The organism is Microbacterium esteraromaticum (assembly GCF_900163815.1).
GTDB classification, from domain to species: domain Bacteria; phylum Actinomycetota; class Actinomycetes; order Actinomycetales; family Microbacteriaceae; genus Microbacterium; species Microbacterium esteraromaticum_B.
On record NZ_FUKO01000022.1, the window covers coordinates 70,680 to 94,196 of the forward strand.

Sequence of the window (23,517 nt, forward strand, 5' to 3'; positions counted from 1 at the left end):
CCCGCGGCAGCTCCTGATGTCCTAACAATGGCATCTCGAGCCGCCGATGTCATGCGCAGGCAGGGTCGTGTCCCGACGAGGTCGAGTCGCCGACCTTATTGTGCTATTGTTAGGACATTAGTCGAGCCCGGGGGAGTCCTGCAATGGTGAGAGAGAGCCACACGGCGGAGTCCGTGAAGGGCGATGCGGGCCTCGACGTGCTGGCGATCGGCCGCCTCGGCGTCGACGTCTACCCGCTTCAGACGGGAGTCGGGCTCGAGGACGTCGAGACGTTCGGCAAGTACCTCGGCGGCAGCGCCGCCAACGTCGCGGTCGCTGCCGCGCGACACGGCCGGCGCACCGCGCTCGTGTCTCGGGTGGGGGACGACCCGTTCGGTCGTTTCCTTCTGCGCGAACTCGACCGGTTCGGTGTCGACAACCGCTTCGTCGGGACGGATCCGGCGCTGAAGACCCCTCTCACCTTCTGCGAGATCTTCCCCCCGGACGACTTCCCGCTCTACTTCTACCGTGAGCCCAAGGCGCCCGACCTCGAGGTCGGGCCCGCAGAGATCGACCTCGAGGCTGTCCGTTCGGCCGGCATCTTCTGGTTCACGGCCACCGGCCTCTCGCAGGAGCCGAGCCGTGCGGCGCACATGGTCGCGCTCGAGGCGCGCGCCCGTAGGACGCACACGATCTTCGACCTCGACTACCGACCGATGTTCTGGGCGGATCCCACCGAGGCGAGCGCCGCCATGGGTCGGGCGCTGGAGCATGCGACGGTCGCCGTCGGCAACGGCGAGGAATGCCGTGTCGCCGTGGGCGAGAGCGATCCGGTCCGCGCCGCCGATGCGCTTCTCGAGCGGGGCGTATCGCTCGTGATCGTCAAGCAGGGACCGAAGGGGGTCCTGGCCAAGACCGCAGACGAGTCCGTCGAGGTGCCCCCGCATCTCGTGGACGTCGTCAACGGCCTCGGCGCCGGTGACGCCTTCGGAGGCGCGCTGTGTCACGGGCTGCTCTCGGGCTGGGAGCTCGCGCGCCTCATCCGTTTCGCCAACATCGCGGGAGCCATCGTCGCGTCTCGGCTCGGATGCTCGGTCGCCATGCCCGACGAGGCGGAGGTGTCCGCCTTCATGGAGACAGGATCCGGCTCGTGAGCGCCTCCATCCTCACCGAAGAGGACTTCGCCCGGCTGCGCGATCTGCGCGCCTTCCAGCCGACCGACATCGCGGACCGTCTCGCGTCACGCCGCCGCCGGCCGTTGCTGGGGGGCGACGGGCGCCTGCTCATCGTCGCCGCCGACCACCCCGCGCGAGGAGCGCTCGCCGTCGGCGGGAACCCGACCGCCATGGCCGATCGGCACGACCTGCTCGACCGCCTTGCGATCGCGCTGGCCCGTCCGGGTGTCGACGGCGTGCTCGGCACCCCCGACATCATCGACGACCTCGCAGCCCTCGGCCTCCTCGACGACAAGATCGTCGTCGGGTCGATGAACCGCGGCGGCCTGCGCGACGCGACGTTCGAGATGGACGACCGCTACACCGGCTACAGCGTGCCCGCCATGCTCGCGGCCGGTGTCGACCTCGCCAAGACCCTCGTCCGCATCAACCTCGGCGACGCGGCGACGGCGCCCACGCTGTCGGCCACGGCCGACGCCGTCACTCAGGCCGCCGCGGCACGGCTCCCGATCCTTCTCGAGCCCTTCATGAGCGAATGGATCGACGGTCGCATCGTCAACGATCTGTCGACGGACGCCGTCATCCGCTCCGTGGCCATCGCCGCCGGCCTCGGGGACAGCAGCGCCTACACGTGGATCAAGCTGCCCGTGGTGGCGGACATGGAGCGCGTCCTGGCGGCCACCACCACGCCGGTCCTCCTCCTCGGAGGCGACAGCGGCGCACCGCTCGACGAGACCTTCGCCTCCTGGCGCGATGCCCTCGCACTGCCGGGGGTTCGCGGACTCACCGTCGGGCGCACGCTGCTCTACCCGCCCGGCGACGACGTCGTCGCCGCGGTCGACACGGCCGCGGCTCTCGTCCATCCGGCGATCGTGCCGGCAGCCTTCTGAATCGCAGAGATTGCAGGGAACACCCATGACCCCCACCGACACCGCCACGACATCCGACGACACGTCTTCGACGGACCTCCCCGTCGTCTCGCACTGGATCGACGGCGTCGAACGTCCGTCGACGAGCGGCCGCACCGCACCGATCTTCAACCCCGCGACCGGAAAGGCGTCGGCGGTCGTCGGCCTCGCGGATCAGGCCGAGATCGACGCGGCGATCGCCTCCGCGCAGAGAGGCTTCGAGGTATGGAGCCGATACTCCTCCGCGAAGCGTCAGACAGTGCTCTTCGCCTTCCGCGAGCTGCTGAACGCCCGCGGGCGCGAGCTGGCCGAGATCATCACCTTCGAGCACGGCAAGGTGCTCTCCGACGCGATGGGAGAGATCCTGCGCGGCCAGGAGGTCGTAGAGCTCGCCACCGGGTTCCCGCACCTCGTCAAGGGCGCGTACTCGGAGAACGTCTCCACCGGGATCGACGTGTACTCGCTCAAACAGCCGCTGGGCGTGGTGGCGATCATCAGCCCTTTCAACTTTCCCGCGATGGTGCCGATGTGGTTCTTCCCCATCGCGATCGCGGCCGGCAACGCCGTGGTGTTGAAGCCGTCCGAGAAGGATCCGTCGGCGGCGCTGTGGCTCGCGCGGCTGTGGAAGGAAGCGGGGCTTCCGGACGGCGTCTTCACGGTTCTGCAGGGGGACAAGCTCGCCGTTGACGGTCTGCTGGACTCCCCGGTCGTGCAGTCGATCTCCTTCGTCGGGTCGACTCCGATCGCGCAGTACATCTACGAGACGGCGTCCCGCAACGGAAAGCGCGTCCAGGCGCTGGGCGGTGCGAAGAACCACATGCTGGTGCTGCCCGATGCCGACCTCGACCTGGTCGCCGATCAGGCGATCAACGCCGGGTACGGTGCCGCGGGGGAGCGCTGCATGGCCATCTCGGTCGTCCTCGCGGTGGAGCCCGTCGCCGACGACCTCATCGTCAAGATCCGTGAGCGGATCGCCGGGCTCCGCATCGGCGACGGCGCGGGCGACGAGCGGGGCGAGCCCGACATGGGGCCGCTGATCACCGCGGAGCACCGGGACAGGGTCTCGTCCTACGTCGACCTCGCCGAGGCGGACGGCGCGACGATCGTCGTGGACGGACGCGGCTTCGTCTCCGAGGGGCATGAGGGGGGCTTCTTCTTCGGGCCGACCCTCATCGACGCCATCCCGACGTCGTCGCGCGCCTATCGGGATGAGATCTTCGGCCCGGTTCTCTCGATCGTGCGGGTCGCGACGTTCCAGGAGGGAGTCGACCTCATCAACTCGGGCGAGTTCGGCAACGGCACCGCGATCTTCACGAACGATGGCAGCGCGGCGCGGCGGTTCCAGCACGAGGTGCAGGTCGGAATGATCGGCATCAACGTGCCGATCCCCGTTCCGGTCGCGTACCACTCCTTCGGCGGGTGGAAGAAGTCGCTGTTCGGTGACGCGAAGGCGTACGGCGTGCACGGCTTCGACTTCTTCACCCGTGAGAAGGCGGTCACCAGCCGATGGCTCGATCCCGCCACGCACGGCGGCATCGACCTCGGCTTCCCCCAGAACGACTGACCGCGTCCCCCGCCCTCCCCGACATGAGGAGTCGTCGATGACCGCCACGCAGCCGGGCTGGTTCCACAGGCGTGCAGAGCTCGCCCGCGACGGCTGGGAGAGCGTCGTCGATGCGACGACCCCCGGCTGGGAGCACACCGGCATCCGCATAGGCATCGTGGGCGACGGTGATGTGCTCGCGCTGACCACGAGCCACGTCGAACGGATCGTCGTACCCCTCGACGGCTCCTTCACCGTCACCCACCGTCACCCCTCCGGGGAGGAGGAGATGCGTCTGCACGGCCGGGCATCCGTGTTCGCCGGGCCCACCGACGTGCTCTACCTGCCGACCGGCACGACCGCCGAGATCCGCGGCCGCGGCCGCGTCGCCGTGACGGAGGCGCCCACGACCGAGCGGCGCCCGTGGCGGTACATGGCGGCGTCCGACATCCCCGTCGAGCTGCGGGGCAGGGGCGCGTCGAGTCGCCAGGTGCACAACTTCGGCACACCGCAGGTTCTCGACGCCTCGCGGCTCATCGTGTGCGAGGTCCTCACCCCCGCCGAGAACTGGTCGTCCTACCCGCCGCACAAGCACGACGAGTCCGTGCCTGGCCACGAGTCCCGTCTCGAGGAGATCTACTACTTCGAGGCCGCTCCGGTGAGGGGATCGGACGCATCGGCCGAAGCGGCGTTCGGGATGTTCGGCGCCTACTCGTCGTCGGCCGGCGAGATCGACATCACCGCGATGGTCCGCACCGGCGACATCGCCCTGGTGCCGTACGGCTACCACGGTCCCGCTGTCGCCGCCCCCGGCTACGACCTCTACTACCTCAACGTCATGGCGGGCCCGGACGCGGAGCGCGCCTGGCTCATCAGCGACGATCCCGCTCATGCCTGGGTCCGCGCCAGCTGGGACGATCAGGCGCTCGATCCACGGCTTCCCTTCGCCGCGGAGCGCGATCGGGGACAGCAGGACGACGGGGTCGGCGTCCGCGCCTGAATACCGGGCGCAGCCGCCGGGAGACGGTGCTGCTACAGTCCCCGATCGGGCTTCGCGACGGGCGGGTCGGCATCGTCGAGGAGCGCCTCGCGAATGATCCGTCGGGGATCGTACTGGCGCGGGTCCAGCTTTCTCCAGTCCACCTCGTCGATCGTCGGTCCGGCCTCGCTCCGCAGTCGCGTGGTCGACTCGTCGGCGAACGCGCGGAGCTTTCGAAGGCCCACTCCGAGATAGTGGGCCGCTTTGGGCAGCGTCTCCGGCCCGAGCAGCAGACCGGCGACCACGGCGAGCATGAGTATCTTGTCCATCGAGAGCCCCAACACGACTATGCCCCTCCTGTCATGCCCACGACCTCGGACGCCTTCGCCGCCCTGCGGTCGTGGAGCAGGGCGATCCCGCACGCCGCGAAGAACAGCAGGCACAGCGGGATCGCGAGCAGGAACATGGACAGGACGTCGGCGGCGGGGGTCGCGAGGGCGGTGAAGGCGGTGATGGCGACGATCGCCACCGCCAGGACCGCAGTATCGAGGCTCCGCTCAGGAGGCCGATCATGTTGAGGATCACGAGGAACACCGGCAGGACGAACGCCACCCCGATGGCGAGCATCAGCTTCAGGACGAACTCGAACAGCGTCTTCGCATCGATCAGCGCACTGCTGTTGCTCGGCACGAAGCCGAGCATGACCTCGACGATGTGCGGCGTCACCCACCACCCCGCGAAGCAGCCGGCGAGGAACAGCGGGACGGCGACGCCGAGGAAGGCGAAGAGATAGCGGCGTTCACGGGTCAGGAGACCGGGCACGACGAACGCCAGCAGCTGATACAGCCAGAAGGGTGCGGTGATGATGACGGCGAGGGTGATCGCGAGCTGGATGCGCAGATCGAAGGCCGCGGAGATGGTCGGGAAGTTGACGCTCGCGAGCTGCGAGTGCTTCTCGCCGATCTTCTGGATTGGCGCCTGGATCGCGGCCCACAGGGGGTCGCTGAGCAGGAAGCCGATGACGAAGCCGATCACGAGTGCGAGGCAGATCAGCAGGATGCGTCGGCGGAGCTCGCGGAGGTGGCTCTGCAGCGTCAACACCCTCGTCGGCGTGGGTGCGCTGGCCATGGGTCACTCTCGGGGCGAGTTCAGCTGAGGTGCTCTCTCCGCCTGGGTGCCGGCCCGAGGACCGGGCGCCGACGCGGCCGCGGACGGCTCGGGATCGATGGCGTCGCCGCTGGACTCCTTGCGGAGGATCTTGACGGACTGGCCGACGCTTCGTGCGAGCGCGGGGAGCTTGGCCGCCCCGAAGAGAAGCAGGACGACGGCGAGGAGGATGAGCGCATGCCATCCATTGAGGTTTCCGAGCACGACTACTCCTTTGTGTTGTGGTTCGGCGGGGGAGGAAGGCCACTTCGCTGCTCCCTCATCCTTGACACTTGCTGGCGTCTCTGCCTACTATAATCGGACCGGTCCAAATTGGACAATGGCGTCGGACGAATTCGTCAGGCGATGGTGCCGTCAGAAAGGTCGCGATAATGCGTGTGGTCGAGGAAGAATACGACGTCGTGGTATGCGGGGGAGGGCTGGCCGGGTTCTCGGCGGCGCTGGCATCCGCGCGTCACGGAGCACGAACGGCTCTCGTCCATGACAGGCCGGTGCTGGGAGGGAACTCCTCGTCAGAGGTCCGCGTGACCGTGCACGGTGCGGCGGCCGTGCACCCGTACGCGCGGGAGACGGGCATCATCTCCGAGGCGCTCATCGAGGAGCGTGCGGTCAACCACGCGGTGATCGAGGAGAACGGCTGGACCAACAGCGTCTGGGACCTGACGCTCTACGACATGGCCATGCGGACCGAGAACCTGACCCTGCACCTGAACACGCCGGTGGAGGACGTCGAGGTCACCGACGGTCGGATCACCACGGTGATCGCGCGCACGCTCAACGCCGAGACGATCCTCCGGATCCGCGGACGGTATGTCATCGACTGCACCGGGGACGGAGTGGTCGGCGACCTCGCGGGCGTCACTTCCTACCATGGGATCGAGGCGGCTTCCGAATACGACGAGCCGAGTGCTCCGGACTCCGCCTCGGAGCTGACCATGGGCAACTCGCTGCACTTCAAGACGGTCGACACAGGGCGTCCGGTCGAGTTCACGCCCCCCGAGTGGGCGGTCAGCTACGACGACCCGGAGTTCTTCCGCTCCGGAGGCCGCCTCATCCAGACCGTCGCGAGCGGGTACTGGTTCATCGAGATCGGACCGCCGTGGAACACGATCTACGACAACGAGGCCATCCGGCATGAGCTCACCCGTCAGGTGCTGGGGATCTGGGACTTCCTGAAGAACAAGGACCCGTATTGGTCGGAGAAGTCCCGCAACCTCGCGCTGGACTGGGTGGGGCAGGTGCCGGGCAAGCGGGAGAGCCGTCGCCTGCTCGGCGAGGTCTTCCTGACCGAGCACCATCTGCGCGGCGAGAAGCCGTTCGATGACGAGGTGGCCTTCGGGGGCTGGTACGTCGACCTGCACACTCCGGGCGGGCTGTACGCCGAGGTCGCCGAGCCCGTCACGAGCGGACTCTTCACGGAGGCGTACGACGACGCTGCCGAAGAAGAGGCCGCTGTCGAGGAGCTCGCCGAGAAGCCGGGCGTGTCGAAGTACGTCGGCCCGTACGGCATCCCGCTGCGCGCCCTCGTGAGTCGTGAGATCGACAACCTGCTGTTCGCCGGACGAGTCGTCAGCTCCACGCACGCGGCGCTGGGCTCCTTGCGCGTGATGGGCACCGTCGCCACGATGGGCCAGGCCGTCGGCACCCATGCCGCGATCCTCACCGAGCGCGGGGCGACCCGTGCCGGCGATCTCAGCGAGATCGAGCGCCTGCAGCAGACGCTGCTGCGCGACGGCTGCTTCCTGCCGAACGTCCGCAACGCCGACCCTCTCGACCTGGCGCGCACCGCCCGCGTGTCGGCGTCCAGCGAGCAGCGGGTCTCGAGCATCGACGTCGACACGGAGGACAACCTCGGAGGGCTCGGCCACTGGTCGCAGGGGCACCCCGTCTACCCGGCATCCGGTCGCCTCGAGCAGGGGCTGGCCCAGTGGATCGCGGTCGGTGACACCCCCTCGATCGAGACGCTGTCCGTGCTGCTCGACAACACGTCCGGCCAGGCGCGCGAGATCGAGGCGACGATATATGCCGTAGACGGCATCTGGGACTACCGGCTGGAGCCCGGGGCGCCGCTGCGGTCCGGAACGCTGACGGTCGAGCCCGGCGAGAGATGGGCGACGTGGCCGGTGGGGCTCACCGCGGCCGAGCTCCCCGCGGGCGGCTATGTCCGCCTGCACCTCGGGGCCGCGGCGGACGTCGAATGGAAGCTGTCCGATGCGGTGCTGCCTGGCCAGGTCGGCGGCTATGAGGTCGCAGAGAAGCGTCTGCGCCGCTTCGGCGGTGGATCGACGTTCAGCTTCTCCGTGGAGCCGCCGCTGGCCCCCTACGGCCCGTCGAACGTGCTGTCCGGCGTCACCCGTCCCACCTCGTCCACGAACGTGTGGCGCTCCGATCCGCAGGCCGCGCTGCCGCAGTGGGTGGAGCTGGCCTGGGACGCCCCCGTCGAGCTCAGCCAGGTGCAGATCACCTTCGCGGGGCACCTGCTGCGCGAGTACCACGGCGAGCCCCCGCTCTTCCGCGATCCGCAGACAGCGAAGGCGTACACGATCGAGGCGTGGGACGGAGACGGGTGGGTGGAGCTCGCGCGCGAGCGCGACAACTACACCAACCGCGTCGTGCACGACCTGCCCGAGACCAGGACCGACAGGATCCGCCTCGTGGTCACCGAGACCAACGGCGACCCCTCGGCATCCGTCTACGAGATCCGCGCATACGCGTCCGCCGTCTGCACCCTGCCGGCGTACAGATGAGAAAGGCCTCCAGAGTGGCTACAGCCATCCACACAGAGCGGAGTGAATCGTGACACAGCCCCGGATCACTGAATCGTTCGCCGATGACACAGCCACACTGGTCACCGCGGCGGGCGGTCCGTCCGCCCGCCGCGGCCGCAGGGCATACCGGGGGCGCCGACAGGGCTCCTTCCCGTATCTCCTGATCGTCCCCTCGCTCGTGCTGTTCATCGGGGTCATCGCGTTCCCCTTCGTGCAGTCGCTGGCGTACGGGTTCTTCGATCGGAGCCTGCTGTCCGACGACTCCGTGTTCGTCGGGTTCGAGAACATCGTCGGGCAGCTGTCCAAGAGCGTGTTCTGGCGTGACGTGGTCAACACGATCGTCTTCGTCGGGGTGTCCACCCTCGGTGCGTTCGTCATCGCGCTCGCACTCGCTCTCGCACTGAACAGCCGGATCAAGGCGAGCGGAGCGTGGCGAACCGCGTTCCTGATCCCGTGGATCCTGCCCGGCGTGGTCGTGTCGTTCCTGTGGATGTGGATGTTCGACACCAACTACGGGCTTCTCAACGGCGTCATCGTGCTGCTGGGCGGCGAAGGCGGGATCAACTGGCTCAACTCGCCCACGCTGGCGATGGCCGCGGTGGTGGTGGCCAAGATCTGGCACTCCTTCCCGTGGATGGCGATCCTGCTGCTGGCCGCCCTGCAGGGCGTGCCGGCGGAGGTCCACGACGCCGCCGCCGTCGACGGTGCGGTCGGATGGAAGAAGCAGTGGTTCGTCGTCCTGCCTCAGATCCAGCCGGCGATCGCCCTGACCCTGCTCCTGGAGACCATCTGGGGACTGCAGCACTTCGAGATCCCCTACGTGATGACAGGAGGCGGGCCGGTGGGATCGACCACGACCCTCTCGATCGAGCTGTACAAGACCGCGTTCAGCAAGTTCGACCTCGGAAACGCCGGGGCGATCGGCATCCTGTGGACGGTGCTCATGGGCGGACTCGTCGTCGCCTACGTCATCTACACACTCCGTCACGAGGGAAAGCAGGCAGGACGATGACCACCGCGCCCGTCAGCCGCCGCCGGCTGGTCGAACGACCCTCCAAGACGGCATATACCACTCTCGGCATACTCAGCCTGTTCGCCTTCATCCCCGTGCTGTGGATGGTGCTCACCTCGTTCACCTCGGGGAACGACATCTTCCAGTTCCCGCCGGCGATCTTCTCGCGCGGGTACACGATCGATCACTACGTCGCGGTGATCACTGATCCGGTGCTGATGAGGTTCGTGCTGAACGGCCTCTTCGTCTCGATCACCACCGCGGCGCTGAGCCTGGTCGTCGGGTTCGCTGCAGGGTACTCGTTCTCCAAGTTCCGCTACATCGGGCGATCCCCGTTCATGTTCGCCATCCTGCTCGCGCAGATGGTGCCCGAGGTGCTGCTGCTGCTCACGCTCTACACGTCGTTCAACGCCTTCGGCCTGCTGAACACGTACGCCGCGCTGATCCTGTCGTACACGACGTTCACGCTGCCGCTGTCGGTGTGGATGATGAAGAACACCTTCGACGCGGTGCCGGACGAGCTCCTGGAGGCGGCCAGGGTGGACGGCGCGAGCGAGTGGCGGATCATGTGGTCGGTGCTGCTGCCGGTCACCCGCACCTCGCTGATCGCCGTCGGCCTCTTCTCGTTCATCAGGGCCTGGAACGACCTGGCGTTCGCGCTGACCCTGGTGGGCACGGAGCAGCAGACCCTGCCGGCAGGTCTGTCCCTCACGTTCCTGGGCGAGTTCCAGAACTCCTACGGCCCGATGCTCGCCGCATCGACCGTCACCTCCATCCCGGTCGTCGTGATCTTCCTCGTGCTGCAGAAGCACTTCGTCAGCGGCGCACTGAGTGGATCCGTCAAATGAGCAGCACCCGCTTCACCGCAGTTCCGTTCCGATCAAGGGAGATCCAGCAATGAAAACGCACGTCGCATCCATCAGTGAGCTCGCCCTGAGCCGCCGCGCCTTCCTCGGCGGCACGCTGGGGGCCACCGCACTGGGCGCATTGACCCTCGCCGGCTGCGCTCCAGGGGGGTCCTCACCCGCCGCGACCGGCGGCGCGGGCACCGGCACCGTCGACTTCACCTCCTTCGTGTTCGCGCAGGACTCCGCGGGGCCGCTGCGCGACACCGTCTCGGCGTTCACGAAGGACACCGGGGTGAAGGTCGCCGAGGTCGCCATCCCCTATCAGCAGTATCTGGACCAGATCGTCCTCAAGGCGCGAGGCGGCAACGTCAGCGGCATCGCGCACATCGACGAGGAGTGGCTGTCCACCCTCGCCACCGCCGGCGTCCTGAAGGACCTCTCGTCGCAGTTCCAGGCGGACCTGTATCCCGATCGCGTCGCCCTCTCCGGCGTCCTCGACAAGACCCGCTACGCCCTTCCGTGGACGCAGTCGGCGATCGGCGTGGTCGGCAACAGCGGCCTGCTCGACGGCTTCGGGGTCGACATGAGCGCGGTGCGCACGACCGATCAGTTCGCGGACGCGCTTCGGAAGATCAAGTCCCAGGACTCGTCGATCGTGCCGTACGCGCCCTGCACGAGCGTGCAGCAGCTGAAGGACATCATCCCGTGGATCCTCGTGTTCGGCGGCACGATCTACGACGGCTCCGAGGTCACCCTCGGGGACCGCGGGTCGGTCGAGGCGGTGGAGTACTGGAAGATGCTGCTCGACGAGGGGCTCATCCAGCCCGGCATGATCCGTGAGGATGCGAGGAAGCTGTTCGCGCAGCAGCGCACGCCGCTCTACGACGACGCCCCGCAGACCATCGGGATCATCCCCGGACAGTCGAACGACCCCGACATCGCTTCCAAGATGCATCCGGTGGCCCGTCCCACCGGCGGAGGCGACACTGCGAACCTGCTGTGGAGCCAGCCCCTGGTCGCGTTCGACGACACGACCGACACGGGCGAGCTGCTCACGTACCTGAGCACCGACGAGTCCTCGCTGCAGACCATGTTCGAGGCGACGGGTCAGCCGCCGACGACCAAGGAGGCCCTGGACTCCGACTGGTTCGCCGCGAACGCGTTCAACTCCGAGTGGAACGGCACCGTCGCCAGCGGTGCGGTCACCAACCCGCTGTGGACCTTCCCCAGCGCCTCCGCTGCGCAGACCGTCTTCAACGAGGCGATCGAGCCCGCTCTGGCCGGAACCGTCTCGGTGAAGGACGGACTCGCCCAGGCGAAGGCCGGCCTGGAGGAGCTGCTCAACGGCTGAGTCGCGAGATGATACCGGTTAGTCTGCGTCTAGCGCACGACTGACCGGTATCATCGCATCGCCCCGCGGTGCACGAGGAGAGCAGCATGCATGGGTTCGCCTGAAGACCCCCATCGGTCCGAGACCGTCGACGATACGTCGACGGTCCCCGCGACCGCGGGCAAGCGGGCGACCATCCGGGATGTCGCCGCTCTCGCCGGTGTCTCGAAGTCGCTGGCCGCCGCGGTCTACGTCAAGCCGGAGAGCGTGAGCCCCGCGCGCACGAAGCGCGTGCACGACGCGGCCGAAGCGCTCGGATACCACCCCAACCTCGTAGCCCGCTCCCTCGCCGCGAACACCGGCAACTTCCACGCCATCCTCGTCGCCGACCTGCACAACCCGGTGCACGCCGACCTGATCGACATCGTCCGGGTGGCTCTCAGCGAGGCCGGCGAGCTCTCCCTCGTGGCGTCGGCGGCGATCGCTCAGGTCGACCGCCATCCGACGCTGGACAGGCAGACGCTGGCGCTGCTCCGCGACCTGCGGCCGAAGGGCATTCTGGTGATCGGCTCGATCCCCAACATGGGGGTGCTCAGAGACCTCCCCGGTGAGCGTCCGGTGATCGTCGTCGGTGCGATCGCCCAGAACCTCCCCCACGCGACCACCGTGCGGGTGGACGACAGGGCGGGCATGCGCATCGCCGTCGAGCATCTGCTCGATCACGGGCATCAGTCGATCGCCCACATCGGGAGGACCGGAGGCCCGGTGGCGGCAGGCCGGGCCGACGCCTACGCCGAGGTCATGCACCTGCACGGCCTCTCGGAGTACATCGCGATCGTGGATTCGGACTACACCTATGACTCGGGGTACCGCGCGATGGCCGCACTGATCCGTGATCGGCGCGGATCCCTGCCGTCGGCGGTCACCGCGGTGAACGACCTCGCCGCGATCGGTGCGATGGCCGCGCTGCGCGACGAGCTTCCCGCCGACGTGGTCCGATCGGTGGCCGTGATCGGCTACGACAACAGCTATCTCGCCGCGCTCAGCCAGGTGCAGTTGACCTCGGTGGACTCGAACAACGCACTGATCGGCTCCACCGCCATCGAGCTGCTTCTCGAGGGGAGTCCGCACAATGGCGAGGAGGTGCTGGTCGCACCGTCTCTGGTCATCAGAGGATCGTCCACGGACCCGCACGACCGACTGCGTCCGGCGCCCCGCGGACGGGGGTCAGCGCAGCGCGACCTGGCGACCGGAGCGGACTGACTCCTCGGCCGCCATCGCGATCCGCAGCGAGGACAGCCCTTCTCCCGGCGGCGTGAGGTTTCCCGCCTCGCCGCTCGCCATCCGCACGAAGTGGTCGATCTCGTTCCGGAACGCGGATGCGAAGCGGTCGGTGAAGTCGTCGTGGGTGGCGGAGGGCGGTTCGACCCCCGGCTCGGTGGACACCACCGGCGTGCGGGAGTCCAGCCCCGCCTCGAAGGTCCCTCGTGTGCCATACACCTCGGTGCGCACATCCTGGCCCGCGCCGTTGCGGCGTGTTCCGCTGAGCACGGCGAACGCCCCGGACTCGAGGGTGAGGACGGCGACGGCGGTGTCGGCATCGCCGTGGCGCGCATACTCGGGCTCGTCCAGGACCGACGCGAACGCCTCCACCGCGACCACTCTTTCTCCGGTGATCCACGGGACGATGTCGAAGTCGTGGATCAGCAGATCCCGCCACACCCCTCCGGACACGGGGATGTAGCCGAGCGGGAGGGGGCGGTGGTCGTGGCTGGTGCCGCGGACGAGGCGGAGCGTTCCCGCGTCGCCCTCCTCGACCCGCTGCCGGAGCCGGCGATAGCCGGTGTCATAGCGACGATGGAAGCCGACCATGACGGGAGCGTCGAGCGCGTCGAGCTCGGCGGAGAGAGCGGTCAGCTCATCGAGGTCGAGAGCGAGCGGCTTCTCGACGAGAGACGGCACCCCGCTGTGCGCCGCGAGCCTGGCGAACTGCGAATGCGTCGCCGTGGTGGTGGCGACGACGAGGCCGTCCAGCCCGGTGATGGCCGTCTCGACGCCGCCCGCCGCGACCTCCACCTCTCCGGTCCGGGAGGGCGATTCCGTGAGCGCGGATGCCGCGGCGTCCACCCGGCCGGGGTCGCGGCCGAACAGGACGACGGTGTCCACTCCTGGGTGGTGCGCCAGATTGGCGGCATGCGCCATGCCCATCCGGCCCAGTCCGATGACGCCGATCCTCATTGCCCGCTCCTTTGCGTGTTCTCAGGTGGAAGGGCGCGCTATGCGTCAGCCGCGCCGGGGGCCACGTCGAGGGTCGTCCCCGGGAGGTCGATCGCCTCGACGATCCGGTGGGCGGCGATGCTCGCGCGGAGCCCGTCGACGGCGTCGGCCAGGTCGGGGTGGTACGTCCCCGACCGGATCGAGGTGACCCATGCGGCGAGCTCACGGCGGTAGGCGTCGGCGAAACGGGCCCGGAAGTCCGCATCGATCTCCTGCACGCGAGCCAGCTCGTGAGAGGTGGTCACCAGCGCCGGCTGGGCGAGCGAGACGGTGCCCCGCTCGCCCACGACCTCGCACCTGATTTCGTAGCCGTAGGTGGCGTTGACGAAGACTTCTACCGTCGAGAGCACTCCGTCGGCGGTGCGCAGCAGGATCAGCTGCGGATCCTGCCGATCGGGAAGAAGCGCGGTGGAGCGAGGCGCGTGCCAGCTGACCTCGACGATCGGGCTGTCCAGCAGCCACGGGATCTGATCGATCTCGTGGATGGCCGAGCTGTGCACGCTCGACGCGGATCCGCCCACCGGGTAGGTGGACACGTTGCGGTGCGCCGCGTGGATGAGCAGCGGCACACCGACGGCGCCGCTACGGACGCTCTCTCGCAGTCGCACGGTCGCTTCGTCGAAGCGTCGGCTGAACCCTACGGACACGAGCCGACGTCCTGCGTGCTTCTCCGCGTCGACGACGCGCCGGCAGTCCTCGACGGTCAGTGCGAGCGGCTTCTCGCACAGCACCGGCTTGCCCGCTGCGATCGACTCGATGACCAGATCGGCGTGGGTCGAATCGTGAGAGACGACGAGCACGGCGTCCACGTCGTCCGAGTGGATCAGCGCCTGCGCGTCCTCGGCGACGCGGGCACCGCACCGATCCGCCGTGGCTCGAGCCCTGTCCAGATCGATGTCGGTGACGACGGACACCTCTGCGCCCCCGACCTCGCGCGTCAGCGTGTCGGCGTGCGCGGCGCCCATGACCCCGGTGCCGACGACCCCGATGCGAAGAGCCATGGCGGTCACCTCCTCGCCGCCGTGGCGGGTGAGACGGCGTCGTCCGTGCCGGGGAGGTCCGAGATGACGGCGCGCAGGAAGGCCGCGCTGATCGCGGCGTCCCGGACCGGGCCGTCTCCGGGAGCCGGCTCCGAGAGGAGGACCTTGTCCTGCTCGAGCACGAACCAGCCGGCGTAGCCGCTGCCGACCAGGCTCAGGATGATCGACCGGACGTCGACGTCGCCCTGTCCGAGAGGCGGGTAGAGGATGCCCTCGCGCGTGGCGTCGAAGTAGGAGATCCCGCCGGAGGCGACCCGCTCGATCCCCGCGACGGACACGTCCTTGAGGTGGGTGTGCGCGATGCGGTCGGCGTGGTCCCGAGCGAAAGCGACCGGGTCGGTTCCGCCGATCATCAGGTGACCCGTGTCGAAGCAGAAGGGGATCGCACTGCCGTCGAGAACACGTTGTACCTCGTCCTTCTTCTCCACCAGGGTGCCGGCGTGCGGGTGGAGGGCAGGGGTGACGCCGTACTCGGATGCCAGCTCCGCGGCGCGGTCCAGGTTGCGGAACAGGGTCTCCCACTCGCCGGGCGACAGCTCGCGTCCCGCCGAATCGTATCCGACCTCTCCGGTCACGGCCGCGAGGATGAGCGTCGACGCGCCGGTGGCGGCGTAGGCGTCCAGCTCCCGACGGATGCGAGGCAGCGGGTCGGCGTGGTCGTCGAAGAGCACGACGGGCAGGAAGCTCCCGACCGCCTCGAGCCCCGCTCTGGCCAGCACCGCTGCCTTCTCGGCCGGCGGCTCCGGGAGGAATCCGTCGGGGCCGAGCTCCGTCGCCTCCAGGCCGATGCTGCGCATCTCCTGCAGCACCCGCTCAGGATCGAGTTGAAAGCCCCATCCGTCGACCTCGCTGATCCCCCAGGTGATCGGCGCGCCGGCGATCTTCACGTGTGTCATGCTGGCCATGCTCCTTCGGTTGCCGACCGGGTCAGTCCCGGTTGTTGCTTGTCGTTCCAGCGGTAGCCACGATGTCCTGCCACGCGTGGGTCGCCGCGGAGGCCTCTGCAGCGTCGTTGACCCGGGACGCCGCCACAGCATCGTGGATGTTCCCCGCCAGAGCGGGCCCGCCGAGGACGGCCTGCAGGAACAGGCTCGCCTCGATGGTCTTCAGGTCGTCGTACCCCATGCCCGTCCCCGAGCTCGGCTGGAATCTGGCGTAGCCGGGGAAGTGCCGGTCGGCGAAGACCCGCGTGTAGCCGACGTGCGGTCCGCTCCGGGTGAGGGCGACCTCCAGTTCGTTGAGCCGTTCGAACTCCCAGCGCAGGGAGCCCTCCGTGCCGAAGATCTCGAAGCCGTACTCGGACTTGGGCCCGACCGCGATGCGCGATGCCTCCAGGCTGCCGAGGGCGCCGCTGCCGACGGCGTCCGGGGCGAACTCGACGAGCATCGTCGCGTAGTCCTCGTTCTCGACCGCGCCCCGCTGCTCAGCACCGCCGAGAAGGGGACGGTCCTCGATGAAGGTGCCCGTGGTCGCCGCGACGGATCCGATGGTGCCGAGGAGGAACTGGATGAGGTCGACCAGATGGCCCATGAGGTCGTTCAGGACTCCGCTGCCCCCGGACTCCCGGGTGAAGCGCCAGGTGAGCGGATCCTCCGGGTCGGAGGAGAAGCCTCCGAAGAATCTGCCGCGTATGTTGGTGATCCGTCCCAGCGCGCCGCTCTCGATGAGCTCGCGGGCGTGGAGCACCGCCGGGGTGTGGCGATAGTTGAACCCCACGCAGGTCACGACGCCCGCCTGGGTCGCGGCTGCGGCGATCTCCTCGGTCTCCGCCCCCGTCCGACCCGCCGGCTTCTCGAGCCAGAACGGCTTGCCCGCCGCGGCGGCGGCGACCGCGATCTCCCTGTGGAGCGCGTTCGGGGCGCAGATCGAGACCACGTCGACCGCGGGATCCTCGATGACCGCCCGGTAGTCCGCGGTCGAGGAACGGAAGCCGAGCACGGACGTGGCGTAGTCGCGGCCCTGCTCGGCGACGTCCGCCGCGGTCACGAGGACCGGTCGTATCCCCAGTTCCGGGTAGTAGTGGGGGATCAGGGTGTAAGCGCGACTGTGGAGCCGCCCCATCCATCCCACGCTGACCAGTCCTACACCGATGGAACGAGAAGACGTCTCCATACTCACGCATGCCTCCTTTGGCCGGGGGGTGACCTCTGTGTCGCCACCAATTTCGGACCGGTCCAAGTTACTATACAAGTATGGAGATCGCTGAGCAATCCTCAGCGCGTTCGTGGTAGCTTATTCGCACATAACAGACGCATCGTCCGGTAGATAGGATTTACTGGAGTCGAGGAAAGAGGAACGCAGTGTCGCAGCCCCGTGTTTTCCGAGCCGGCGAGTGGAATCGGATCGCCCCTGAGGACGCCGGTTGGTCCTATGTCGGCTTCGAGGTCAGGACCTTCGACGACGGAGAGTCGCTGACGATCTCCGCTGACGACCATGAGCGCGCGTTCGTGCCGCTCTCCGGGACCGTCACGGCGGTGATCGACGGCAAGGAGACGGTCTTCGGAGGGCGCAAGACGGTGTTCGACGGCCTCGGGCACACCCTCTACGTTCCCCGTGACACCGAGGTGACGCTCACCGCCACCCCGGGTGCCGAGCTGGCGATCGCGTCGGCGCCCGCCACGGAGCGCCACGAGGTCCGCCTCGTCACCCCCGACGATCTCGGCGTGGAGTCCCGAGGCGGGGGCAACGCGACCCGTCAGGTGGCGACGCCGATGCCCCCGGGCTTCCCCGCCGACAGGTTGCTGGTCGTGGAGGTGTGGACGCCTGGCGGGAACTGGTCGAGCTTCCCGCCGCACAAGCACGAGGTCGACCGCGACGGCGAGGCGGCTCTCGAGGAGACCTATTACTACCGCCTTCGCGACCCGGAGAACGGCTGGGCGATCCAGCGCGCCTACTCTCCGGAGCGCGAGTTCGATCTCGTCGAGGTCGTGCGCGACGGTGACATCTGCACTCTCCCGTGGGCGTACCACACGACGGTGGCCGCTCACGGTCACGATCTCTACTACCTCAACGTCCTCGCCGGTCCCGCGGCCGTCCGCACGCTGCAGGCTTTCCAGGATCCCTGCCTGGCCGAGCTGCAGGACGCCTGGTCGGATGCTCCGACCGACGAGCGCGTGCCCTTCGTTCCGCGCTACCCCGCCTGAAACCACACAAGAACAGGATCTTTGCGATGTCGCACTCCACTCCCGTCCCCACCGTTCGTCTGACCGTCGGACAGGCGGTCGTCCGTTTCCTGCAGGCGCAGTACGTCGAGCGCGACGGCGTCACCGAGAAGTTCTTCGGGGGTGGCTTCGGCATCTTCGGTCACGGCAACGTCGCAGGCCTCGGCCAGGCGATGCTGCAGCATCAGGACACGTTCCCCTATTACCAGGGTCGCAACGAGCAGGGCATGGTCCACATCGGGATCGGCTACGCCAAGATGCGCAACCGTCTCGGTGCGCTGGCGGTCTCCACCTCCATCGGCCCCGGCGCCACCAACATGGTCACCGGCGCCGGCACCGCCTCCGTCAACCATCTGCCGGTGCTGCTGTTCCCGTCCGATGTGTTCGCCACGCGTGCCACGGGTGCGGTGCTGCAGCAGCAGGAGATGCCGTACTCGATGGATGTCACCGCGAACGATGCGTTCCGTGCCGTGTCGCGCTACTTCGATCGCGTGAACCGCCCCGAGCAGCTCGCCCCGGCCCTGCTCGAGGCGATGCGCGTCCTCACCAGTCCCGCCGACACCGGGGCCGTCACGATCTCGCTCCCGCAGGACGTCCAGGCAGAGGCCTTCGACTTCCCCGAGGCTCTGTTCGCGGACCGCGTCTGGCACGTCGCCCGCAATCGCGCCGATCGTGCGGCGATCGCGCGTGCGGCGCAGATCATCGCCTCCGCGACCAGACCCGTCATCGTCTCCGGCGGCGGTGTCATCTACTCCGACGCGGTCGATCGGCTCGCCGCCTTCGCCGAGGCCACCGGCATCGGCGTGGGGGTCACCCAGGCCGGCAAGGCCTCGATCCCGTACGACCACCCCCTCGCGCTGGGGGCGCTGGGAGCGAGCGGGTCTCGGTTCGCCAACGACATCGCCCGTGCCGCCGACGTCGTGATCGGGATCGGCACCCGCTACACCGACTTCACCACGGCATCGAACACGCTGTTCGGAAACCCGGACGTGCGGTTCGTGAACATCAACGTCGCAGAGATCGACGCGCTCAAGGAGTCGGCGACCGCGCTGGTCGGCGACGCCCGCGAGACGCTCGACGACCTGCTCGACGCCCTCGACGGATGGAGCGTCACCGAGGAGGTCCGTGCGGCCACCGAGAAGAGCGCCGAGGACTGGCGGGCGGAGGTGGACCGCATCATCGAGCTCGACGGCGGCGACACGCTCTCGCAGGCGCAGATGCTCGGCATCCTCAATGCCGCAGCCGGAGACCGCGACGTGGTCGTCAACGCGGCGGGGTCGATGCCCGGCGACCTGCACCGGCTGTGGCGGCCGGGGTCGGTCAAGGGGTACGACATCGAGTACGGCAACTCGTGCATGGGCTACGAGATCCCCGGCGCCATCGGCAACGCTCTGGCCGATCGGAGCCGGCACGTGTTCGGGCTCATCGGAGACGGCACGTACCTGATGCTCTCGCAGGAGATCCTCACGGCCGTGCAGGAGCATCTGAAGATCACGTTCGTGGTGGTGGACAACTACGGCTACGGCTCGATCGCCGCGCTCTCCGACACCCTGGGCTCTCAGACCTTCGGCACTCGCTTCCACGAGCGAGGCGCGGGAACGATGCACGACGGGGCTCGTCTGGAGGTCGACTTCGCCGCGAACGCCGCCAGCTACGGTGCGAAGGTCTGGACCGCCGACAACGCCTCCGCATTCGCCTCCGCCCTCGAGGCGGCGAAGGCCCATGACGGCACGAGCGTGGTCTACGTGCGGGTGGACTCGCAGGCGCGGTTCGGGGGGTCCGGCGCCTGGTGGGACGTGCCGGTGGCCGAGGTCTCGACCCTGACCTCCTCGCAGGGTGCGCGCGCGGTCTACGAGGAGAACCGCTCCCGGCAGCGTCTCTACCTCTGATCCCCGGCGAGGTCCGCTGCCGCCGCCAGCAGCTCGTCCGCGAGACGGTCCCGCTGCCGTGCGAACTCGTCGGCGAGTCCGGCGATCGACAGCGCGCCGAGCACGGATCCGGCTGCGGAGCGCACCGGCGCGCCCAGGGCGCCGATGCCCTCGGTGACGTCGCCGTCGGAGATCGCGTAGCCGCGATGACGGGTCTGCGCCACGTCGTCGCGGAGGGCGTGCGCGTCCACGATGGTGGCCGGCGTGAACCGTCGCAGGTCTGACGAGGCGAGATAGGAATCGACGTCGGCGGCGAAGGCGAGCAGCGTCCGTCCGGCCGCTCCGGCGTGGAGGGGCAGGGTGCGCCCCGGCTTGAGCAGCAGAACGCCGATCGCCCGCCCCTGCTCCCAGTCGATGCAGACCGCCTCGTCCTTGCGGAGCAGGGAGAGGTACGCCGTCTGTCCGGTTCGTTCGACGAGGGCGGAGAGGACCGCGGGCGCGCCGCTCCACTCGTGCATCGCCGCCCGGGCGGAGTCGGCGAGGTGCAGCCAGCGCAGACTGAGACGCGCGGTCGAGTCGGGGAGGGGCTCGGTGAGCCCGATGGCGTGGAGGCCGTCGAGGAGCCGGTACACGCTCGGGCGCGGCACGCCCGTCCGCTCCGCGATGTCCGCCGGCGAGAGCGGACCCTCCTTGCTGAGGAGATCGATGACCTCGTCGGCGTTCGAGAGGACCTTCATGATCCGGCTCCCTCCGCAGGCTCATAGCCCAGCGCACGGCTGATGTCGAGTGCGGCGGAGACGGTCAGCGCCGCGACGTCGAGGGCGTCGTCCAGGATCCGGTGGCGCAGCCCGCTGACCGAGATCGCTGCCTCCAGCTCGCCGCGATGGTTGAAGACCGGTGCGCCGATGGCGGCGATGCCGGGGGTGACGTCCTCGTCCGAGACGGAATGACCCGTCTCCCGAGTCGTGCGGATGAGGCGACGCAGGGTCGACTCGGCCGGCACGTCGTCTCCGGCATCCCGTCGTGCGGCGATCCTGGTGAGCATCGCGTCCTGCTCCCCGCGGGGGAGGAAGGCGAACAGCGCCAGGGGCGCCGCACCCCGGAAGAGCGGGAGCGAGTCCCCGATGCGCATCGCCAGCGACTGGACCTCGTGCCCCGCGAGACGTTCGACGCAGACGGCGGCGTCGTCGCGGAGGATGCAGAGGAACGTCGTCGACCCCGTCGCGGCTCGCAGCGACTGCAGGGCCTCCCGGCTCGCGTCGCGAACGCTGAGCTGGTCCTCCAGAAGGCTGCCGATCCGCACGAACTTCACACCGAGGCGGAACAGGCCCCGTCGGGATCCCCGATCCACCCAGCCCACCTCCGACAGGGCCGCCAGCAGGCGGTAGGTGGAGCTCACCGGTTCGCCGACGGTGGCGGCCAGCGCCGCGACCGAGGCCTCGCCGTCGCGCTCCAGGACGGAGACGATCGATCCGCACTTCCCGAGAAGGGCCATTCCCGTGGCGTCTCGTCCTTGCTCCATGGTGAAGATTCTCGCCACGTGGACACCGCTATGTCAATTCAGTTAATATCGCTAAATAGACAGAGCGTTCATCTGGTGGTAGATTTGCGAGCACGCATCGTCGAGCAAGGGATACATTCATGTCGGTTGCCGAGAGCCTCGTCGAGGGGGCCCCACTGGCCGAGCTGTCGCGCCGCGCGCGATGGCACGTCATCAACACGGTCGCGTCGAGCAAGGCGGGTCACATCGGCGGCCCCCTGTCGGCGATGGACCTTCTCGTCGCGCTGTACTTCCGCCGGCTGCGGATCGATCCCGCAGCGCCGGACGATCCGGATCGCGACCGCTTCATCCTCTCCAAGGGGCACTCCGCGATCGGCCTCTACTCCGTGCTCGCGCTGCGGGGCTACTTCCCTGAGACGGAGCTGGCGACGTTCGATCACGGCGATTCCCGTCTGCAGGGTCACCCCGACATGCTCATCACCCCGGGCGTCGACTCCTCGACCGGCTCCCTCGGCCAGGGGCTCTCGTCCGGTGCGGGCATGGCGCTCGCCGCCAAGCGCCTGGGCAAGGACTTCCACACGTGGGTCATGGTCGGCGACGGGGAGATCGAGGAGGGGATGGTCTGGGAGACGGTCATCTCGGCTCCCCGTTTCGGGCTCGACAACCTCACGCTCATCGTGGATCTCAACGGGCTGCAGCAGTACGGGTGGCCCGCCGCGCCCGGTGACCGGTTCGACCGCAGCGAGCCGATGGGCCACGTCGACCTGCAGAAGGTGTTCACCGGATTCGGGTGGAACGTCCTCACGATCGACGGGCACGACTTCGATGCGATCCTCACCGCCTACGCCGATGCCGATGCCCGCCGCGGTGCGACGGGCGTCCCCACGGTGATCATCGCGAAGACGACCAAGGGGGAGGGCGTCTCCTTCACCCGCGGCACCTACAAGTGGCACAACGGGGTGGCCACCCCCGAACAGCTCGAGATCGCACGACGCGATCTCGCGACGGCGGAGGGGGAGCGATGAAGGCGCAACGCGTGGTGTGGGGGGAGACCCTCGCGCAGCTGGCCGCGACCGACGACCGCATCGTCGTGCTCGACGGCGATCTCGCGACGTCCACGCGCTCGGACATCGTCGCCGAGGCGCGACCCGAGGCCTTCATCGAGGTCGGCATCGCCGAGCAGAACCTCGTCGGGATGGCCTTCGGCATGTCCACCCTCGGCTATCGCCCGTGGCTGTCGACCTTCGGCGTGTTCCTCACCAATCGCGCGCTTGACCAGCTCCGCATGCTCGTATCGCAGACGAAGGCGCCCGTGCGCATCGCCGCGGCGTACAGCGGCCTGCTCAACGGCTCCAGCGGCAAGACGCATCAGGACATCGAGGATCTCGCGATCATGCGCGCGATGCCGAACATGATCGTCATCGCGCCGGCGGACGAGTTCGAGCTCGCGGCGGCCGTGCGCTGGGCCAGCGGGCATGACGGGCCCGTGTACATGCGGGTCGCTCGGGATGCCGTCGCACCGGTGTTCGACGAGGGGAGGGAGTTCCGCCTGGGCGCACCCACCGTCGTCCGGGAGGGGGCGGACATCACCCTGATCTCCACGGGGGTGCAGACCTCTCGTGTGCTCGATGCGGCGCAGCTGCTGGCCGCCGATGGCATCGATGCCCGTGTCATCCACCTCGCGACCCTCAAACCGCTGGACGAGGACGCGCTGTGGGATCTCATCGGTGGGGAGCCTCACGTCGTCACCGTCGAGGAGCACACGCGCATCGGCGGTCTGGGCGGATTGGTCGCAGAGCTGGTGAGCGAGCGCGGGGCCGTCCGTCTCACGCGCATCGGTCTCGACGACCGCTGGTCCGAGTCGGCGCCGAACGACTTCCTGCTGGACAGGTACGGTCTCTCGGCCGAGAAGGTCGCTCAGCGCGTCGATGCCTGTCTGCGCGCTCCCATCGGGTGACCAC

At 68.7% G+C, this 23,517-nt stretch carries 22 protein-coding genes; 13 read left to right on the plus strand and 9 right to left on the minus strand.

What is annotated here, in order from left to right; translation table 11 throughout:
• Positions 1-143 precede the first annotated feature (143 nt).
• Genes iolC through iolB (FM104_RS09700) form a run of 4 tightly spaced genes read left to right on the plus strand, consistent with a single transcriptional unit; the run spans position 144 to position 4,605 of the window.
• The gene (gene iolC, locus FM104_RS09685; protein ID WP_087131876.1) at positions 144-1,133 is read left to right on the plus strand and encodes a 5-dehydro-2-deoxygluconokinase; all 990 of its coding nucleotides are present in this window, start codon (positions 144-146) and stop codon (positions 1,131-1,133) included.
• Positions 1,130-2,044 (plus strand): Cgl0159 family (beta/alpha)8-fold protein, encoded by a 915-nt coding sequence (locus tag FM104_RS09690; RefSeq protein ID WP_218778569.1) that lies wholly within the window; start codon positions 1,130-1,132, stop codon positions 2,042-2,044. The genes iolC and FM104_RS09690 overlap by 4 nt, the downstream gene beginning before the upstream one ends.
• A gap of 25 nt (positions 2,045-2,069) precedes the next feature.
• Positions 2,070-3,626 carry a CoA-acylating methylmalonate-semialdehyde dehydrogenase gene (locus tag FM104_RS09695; RefSeq protein ID WP_087131879.1) on the plus strand — a complete coding sequence of 519 codons (1,557 nt, stop codon included), beginning with the start codon at positions 2,070-2,072 and terminating at the stop codon, positions 3,624-3,626.
• Between the two features lie 37 nt (positions 3,627-3,663).
• On the plus strand, positions 3,664-4,605 hold the full coding sequence (iolB, locus tag FM104_RS09700; protein ID WP_087131882.1) for a 5-deoxy-glucuronate isomerase: 942 nt from the start codon (positions 3,664-3,666) through the stop codon (positions 4,603-4,605).
• Between the two features lie 32 nt (positions 4,606-4,637).
• Here iolB (FM104_RS09700) and FM104_RS09705 read toward each other — a convergent pair whose 3' ends face one another.
• The 3 genes from FM104_RS09705 to FM104_RS09715 are packed head-to-tail and all read right to left on the minus strand — an operon-like array spanning position 4,638 to position 5,955.
• On the minus strand, positions 4,638-4,913 hold the full coding sequence (locus FM104_RS09705) for a twin-arginine translocase TatA/TatE family subunit (protein ID WP_087131885.1): 276 nt from the start codon (positions 4,911-4,913) through the stop codon (positions 4,638-4,640).
• A 31-nt stretch (positions 4,914-4,944) separates the two neighbouring features.
• Positions 4,945-5,712: a twin-arginine translocase subunit TatC gene (gene tatC / locus FM104_RS09710; RefSeq protein ID WP_256971600.1), complete on the minus strand. Its 768-nt coding sequence runs from the start codon at positions 5,710-5,712 to the stop codon at positions 4,945-4,947.
• A gap of 3 nt (positions 5,713-5,715) precedes the next feature.
• Complete coding sequence (locus tag FM104_RS09715; RefSeq protein ID WP_087131888.1) at positions 5,716-5,955, minus strand: Sec-independent protein translocase subunit TatA/TatB; 240 nt, start codon at positions 5,953-5,955, stop codon at positions 5,716-5,718.
• A 167-nt stretch (positions 5,956-6,122) separates the two neighbouring features.
• Between FM104_RS09715 and FM104_RS09720 the strand changes: the two genes are divergently transcribed.
• The 5 genes from FM104_RS09720 to FM104_RS09740 all read left to right on the plus strand — a co-directional run bounded on the left by FM104_RS09720 (position 6,123) and on the right by FM104_RS09740 (position 12,972).
• Entirely contained in the window at positions 6,123-8,498 is a 2,376-nt protein-coding gene (locus tag FM104_RS09720; protein WP_087131890.1) for an FAD-dependent oxidoreductase, read from the plus strand.
• A 49-nt stretch (positions 8,499-8,547) separates the two neighbouring features.
• Positions 8,548-9,531, plus strand: coding sequence for a carbohydrate ABC transporter permease (locus FM104_RS09725; RefSeq protein WP_256971601.1), 984 nt, complete (start codon positions 8,548-8,550; stop codon positions 9,529-9,531).
• Positions 9,528-10,379: a carbohydrate ABC transporter permease gene (locus tag FM104_RS09730; RefSeq protein WP_087131892.1), complete on the plus strand. Its 852-nt coding sequence runs from the start codon at positions 9,528-9,530 to the stop codon at positions 10,377-10,379. Before FM104_RS09725 ends, FM104_RS09730 begins: the two co-directional genes overlap by 4 nt.
• Before the next feature lie 49 nt (positions 10,380-10,428).
• Positions 10,429-11,730: a sugar ABC transporter substrate-binding protein gene (locus tag FM104_RS09735; protein ID WP_087131895.1), complete on the plus strand. Its 1,302-nt coding sequence runs from the start codon at positions 10,429-10,431 to the stop codon at positions 11,728-11,730.
• 90 nt (positions 11,731-11,820) lie between these two features.
• Positions 11,821-12,972 carry a LacI family DNA-binding transcriptional regulator gene (locus FM104_RS09740; RefSeq protein ID WP_087131898.1) on the plus strand — a complete coding sequence of 384 codons (1,152 nt, stop codon included), beginning with the start codon at positions 11,821-11,823 and terminating at the stop codon, positions 12,970-12,972.
• Here the strand turns inward: FM104_RS09740 and FM104_RS09745 are convergent.
• From FM104_RS09745 to FM104_RS09760, 4 genes are read right to left on the minus strand one after another with little or no spacing between them, the layout of a single operon-like run.
• Positions 12,937-13,947: a Gfo/Idh/MocA family protein gene (locus FM104_RS09745; protein ID WP_087131901.1), complete on the minus strand. Its 1,011-nt coding sequence runs from the start codon at positions 13,945-13,947 to the stop codon at positions 12,937-12,939. The genes FM104_RS09740 and FM104_RS09745 overlap by 36 nt on opposite strands.
• Positions 13,948-13,985: 38 nt before the next feature.
• The gene (locus tag FM104_RS09750) at positions 13,986-14,987 is read right to left on the minus strand and encodes a Gfo/Idh/MocA family oxidoreductase (protein WP_087131904.1); all 1,002 of its coding nucleotides are present in this window, start codon (positions 14,985-14,987) and stop codon (positions 13,986-13,988) included.
• A 5-nt stretch (positions 14,988-14,992) separates the two neighbouring features.
• Positions 14,993-15,922 (minus strand): sugar phosphate isomerase/epimerase family protein, encoded by a 930-nt coding sequence (locus FM104_RS09755; protein WP_087132130.1) that lies wholly within the window; start codon positions 15,920-15,922, stop codon positions 14,993-14,995.
• A gap of 31 nt (positions 15,923-15,953) precedes the next feature.
• Complete coding sequence (locus tag FM104_RS09760; RefSeq protein ID WP_087131906.1) at positions 15,954-17,138, minus strand: Gfo/Idh/MocA family protein; 1,185 nt, start codon at positions 17,136-17,138, stop codon at positions 15,954-15,956.
• 188 nt (positions 17,139-17,326) lie between these two features.
• On the opposite strand from FM104_RS09760, the gene iolB (FM104_RS09765) reads away from it, so the two are divergent.
• Positions 17,327-18,169, plus strand: coding sequence for a 5-deoxy-glucuronate isomerase (iolB, locus tag FM104_RS09765; RefSeq protein ID WP_087131909.1), 843 nt, complete (start codon positions 17,327-17,329; stop codon positions 18,167-18,169).
• A 26-nt stretch (positions 18,170-18,195) separates the two neighbouring features.
• The gene (gene iolD, locus FM104_RS09770) at positions 18,196-20,076 is read left to right on the plus strand and encodes a 3D-(3,5/4)-trihydroxycyclohexane-1,2-dione acylhydrolase (decyclizing) (protein WP_087131913.1); all 1,881 of its coding nucleotides are present in this window, start codon (positions 18,196-18,198) and stop codon (positions 20,074-20,076) included.
• On the opposite strand, the gene FM104_RS09775 is transcribed toward iolD, so the two are convergent.
• Together FM104_RS09775 and FM104_RS09780 are read right to left on the minus strand one after the other, a co-directional pair.
• Positions 20,067-20,792: an IclR family transcriptional regulator gene (locus FM104_RS09775; RefSeq protein WP_087131916.1), complete on the minus strand. Its 726-nt coding sequence runs from the start codon at positions 20,790-20,792 to the stop codon at positions 20,067-20,069. The genes iolD and FM104_RS09775 overlap by 10 nt on opposite strands.
• The gene (locus FM104_RS09780) at positions 20,789-21,577 is read right to left on the minus strand and encodes an IclR family transcriptional regulator (protein WP_087131919.1); all 789 of its coding nucleotides are present in this window, start codon (positions 21,575-21,577) and stop codon (positions 20,789-20,791) included. Before FM104_RS09780 ends, FM104_RS09775 begins: the two co-directional genes overlap by 4 nt.
• Before the next feature lie 119 nt (positions 21,578-21,696).
• On the opposite strand from FM104_RS09780, the gene FM104_RS09785 reads away from it, so the two are divergent.
• Positions 21,697-22,581, plus strand: coding sequence for a transketolase (locus FM104_RS09785; protein WP_087131921.1), 885 nt, complete (start codon positions 21,697-21,699; stop codon positions 22,579-22,581).
• Positions 22,578-23,513 (plus strand): transketolase family protein, encoded by a 936-nt coding sequence (locus tag FM104_RS09790; RefSeq protein ID WP_087131924.1) that lies wholly within the window; start codon positions 22,578-22,580, stop codon positions 23,511-23,513. The genes FM104_RS09785 and FM104_RS09790 overlap by 4 nt, the downstream gene beginning before the upstream one ends.
• Positions 23,514-23,517 lie beyond the last annotated feature (4 nt).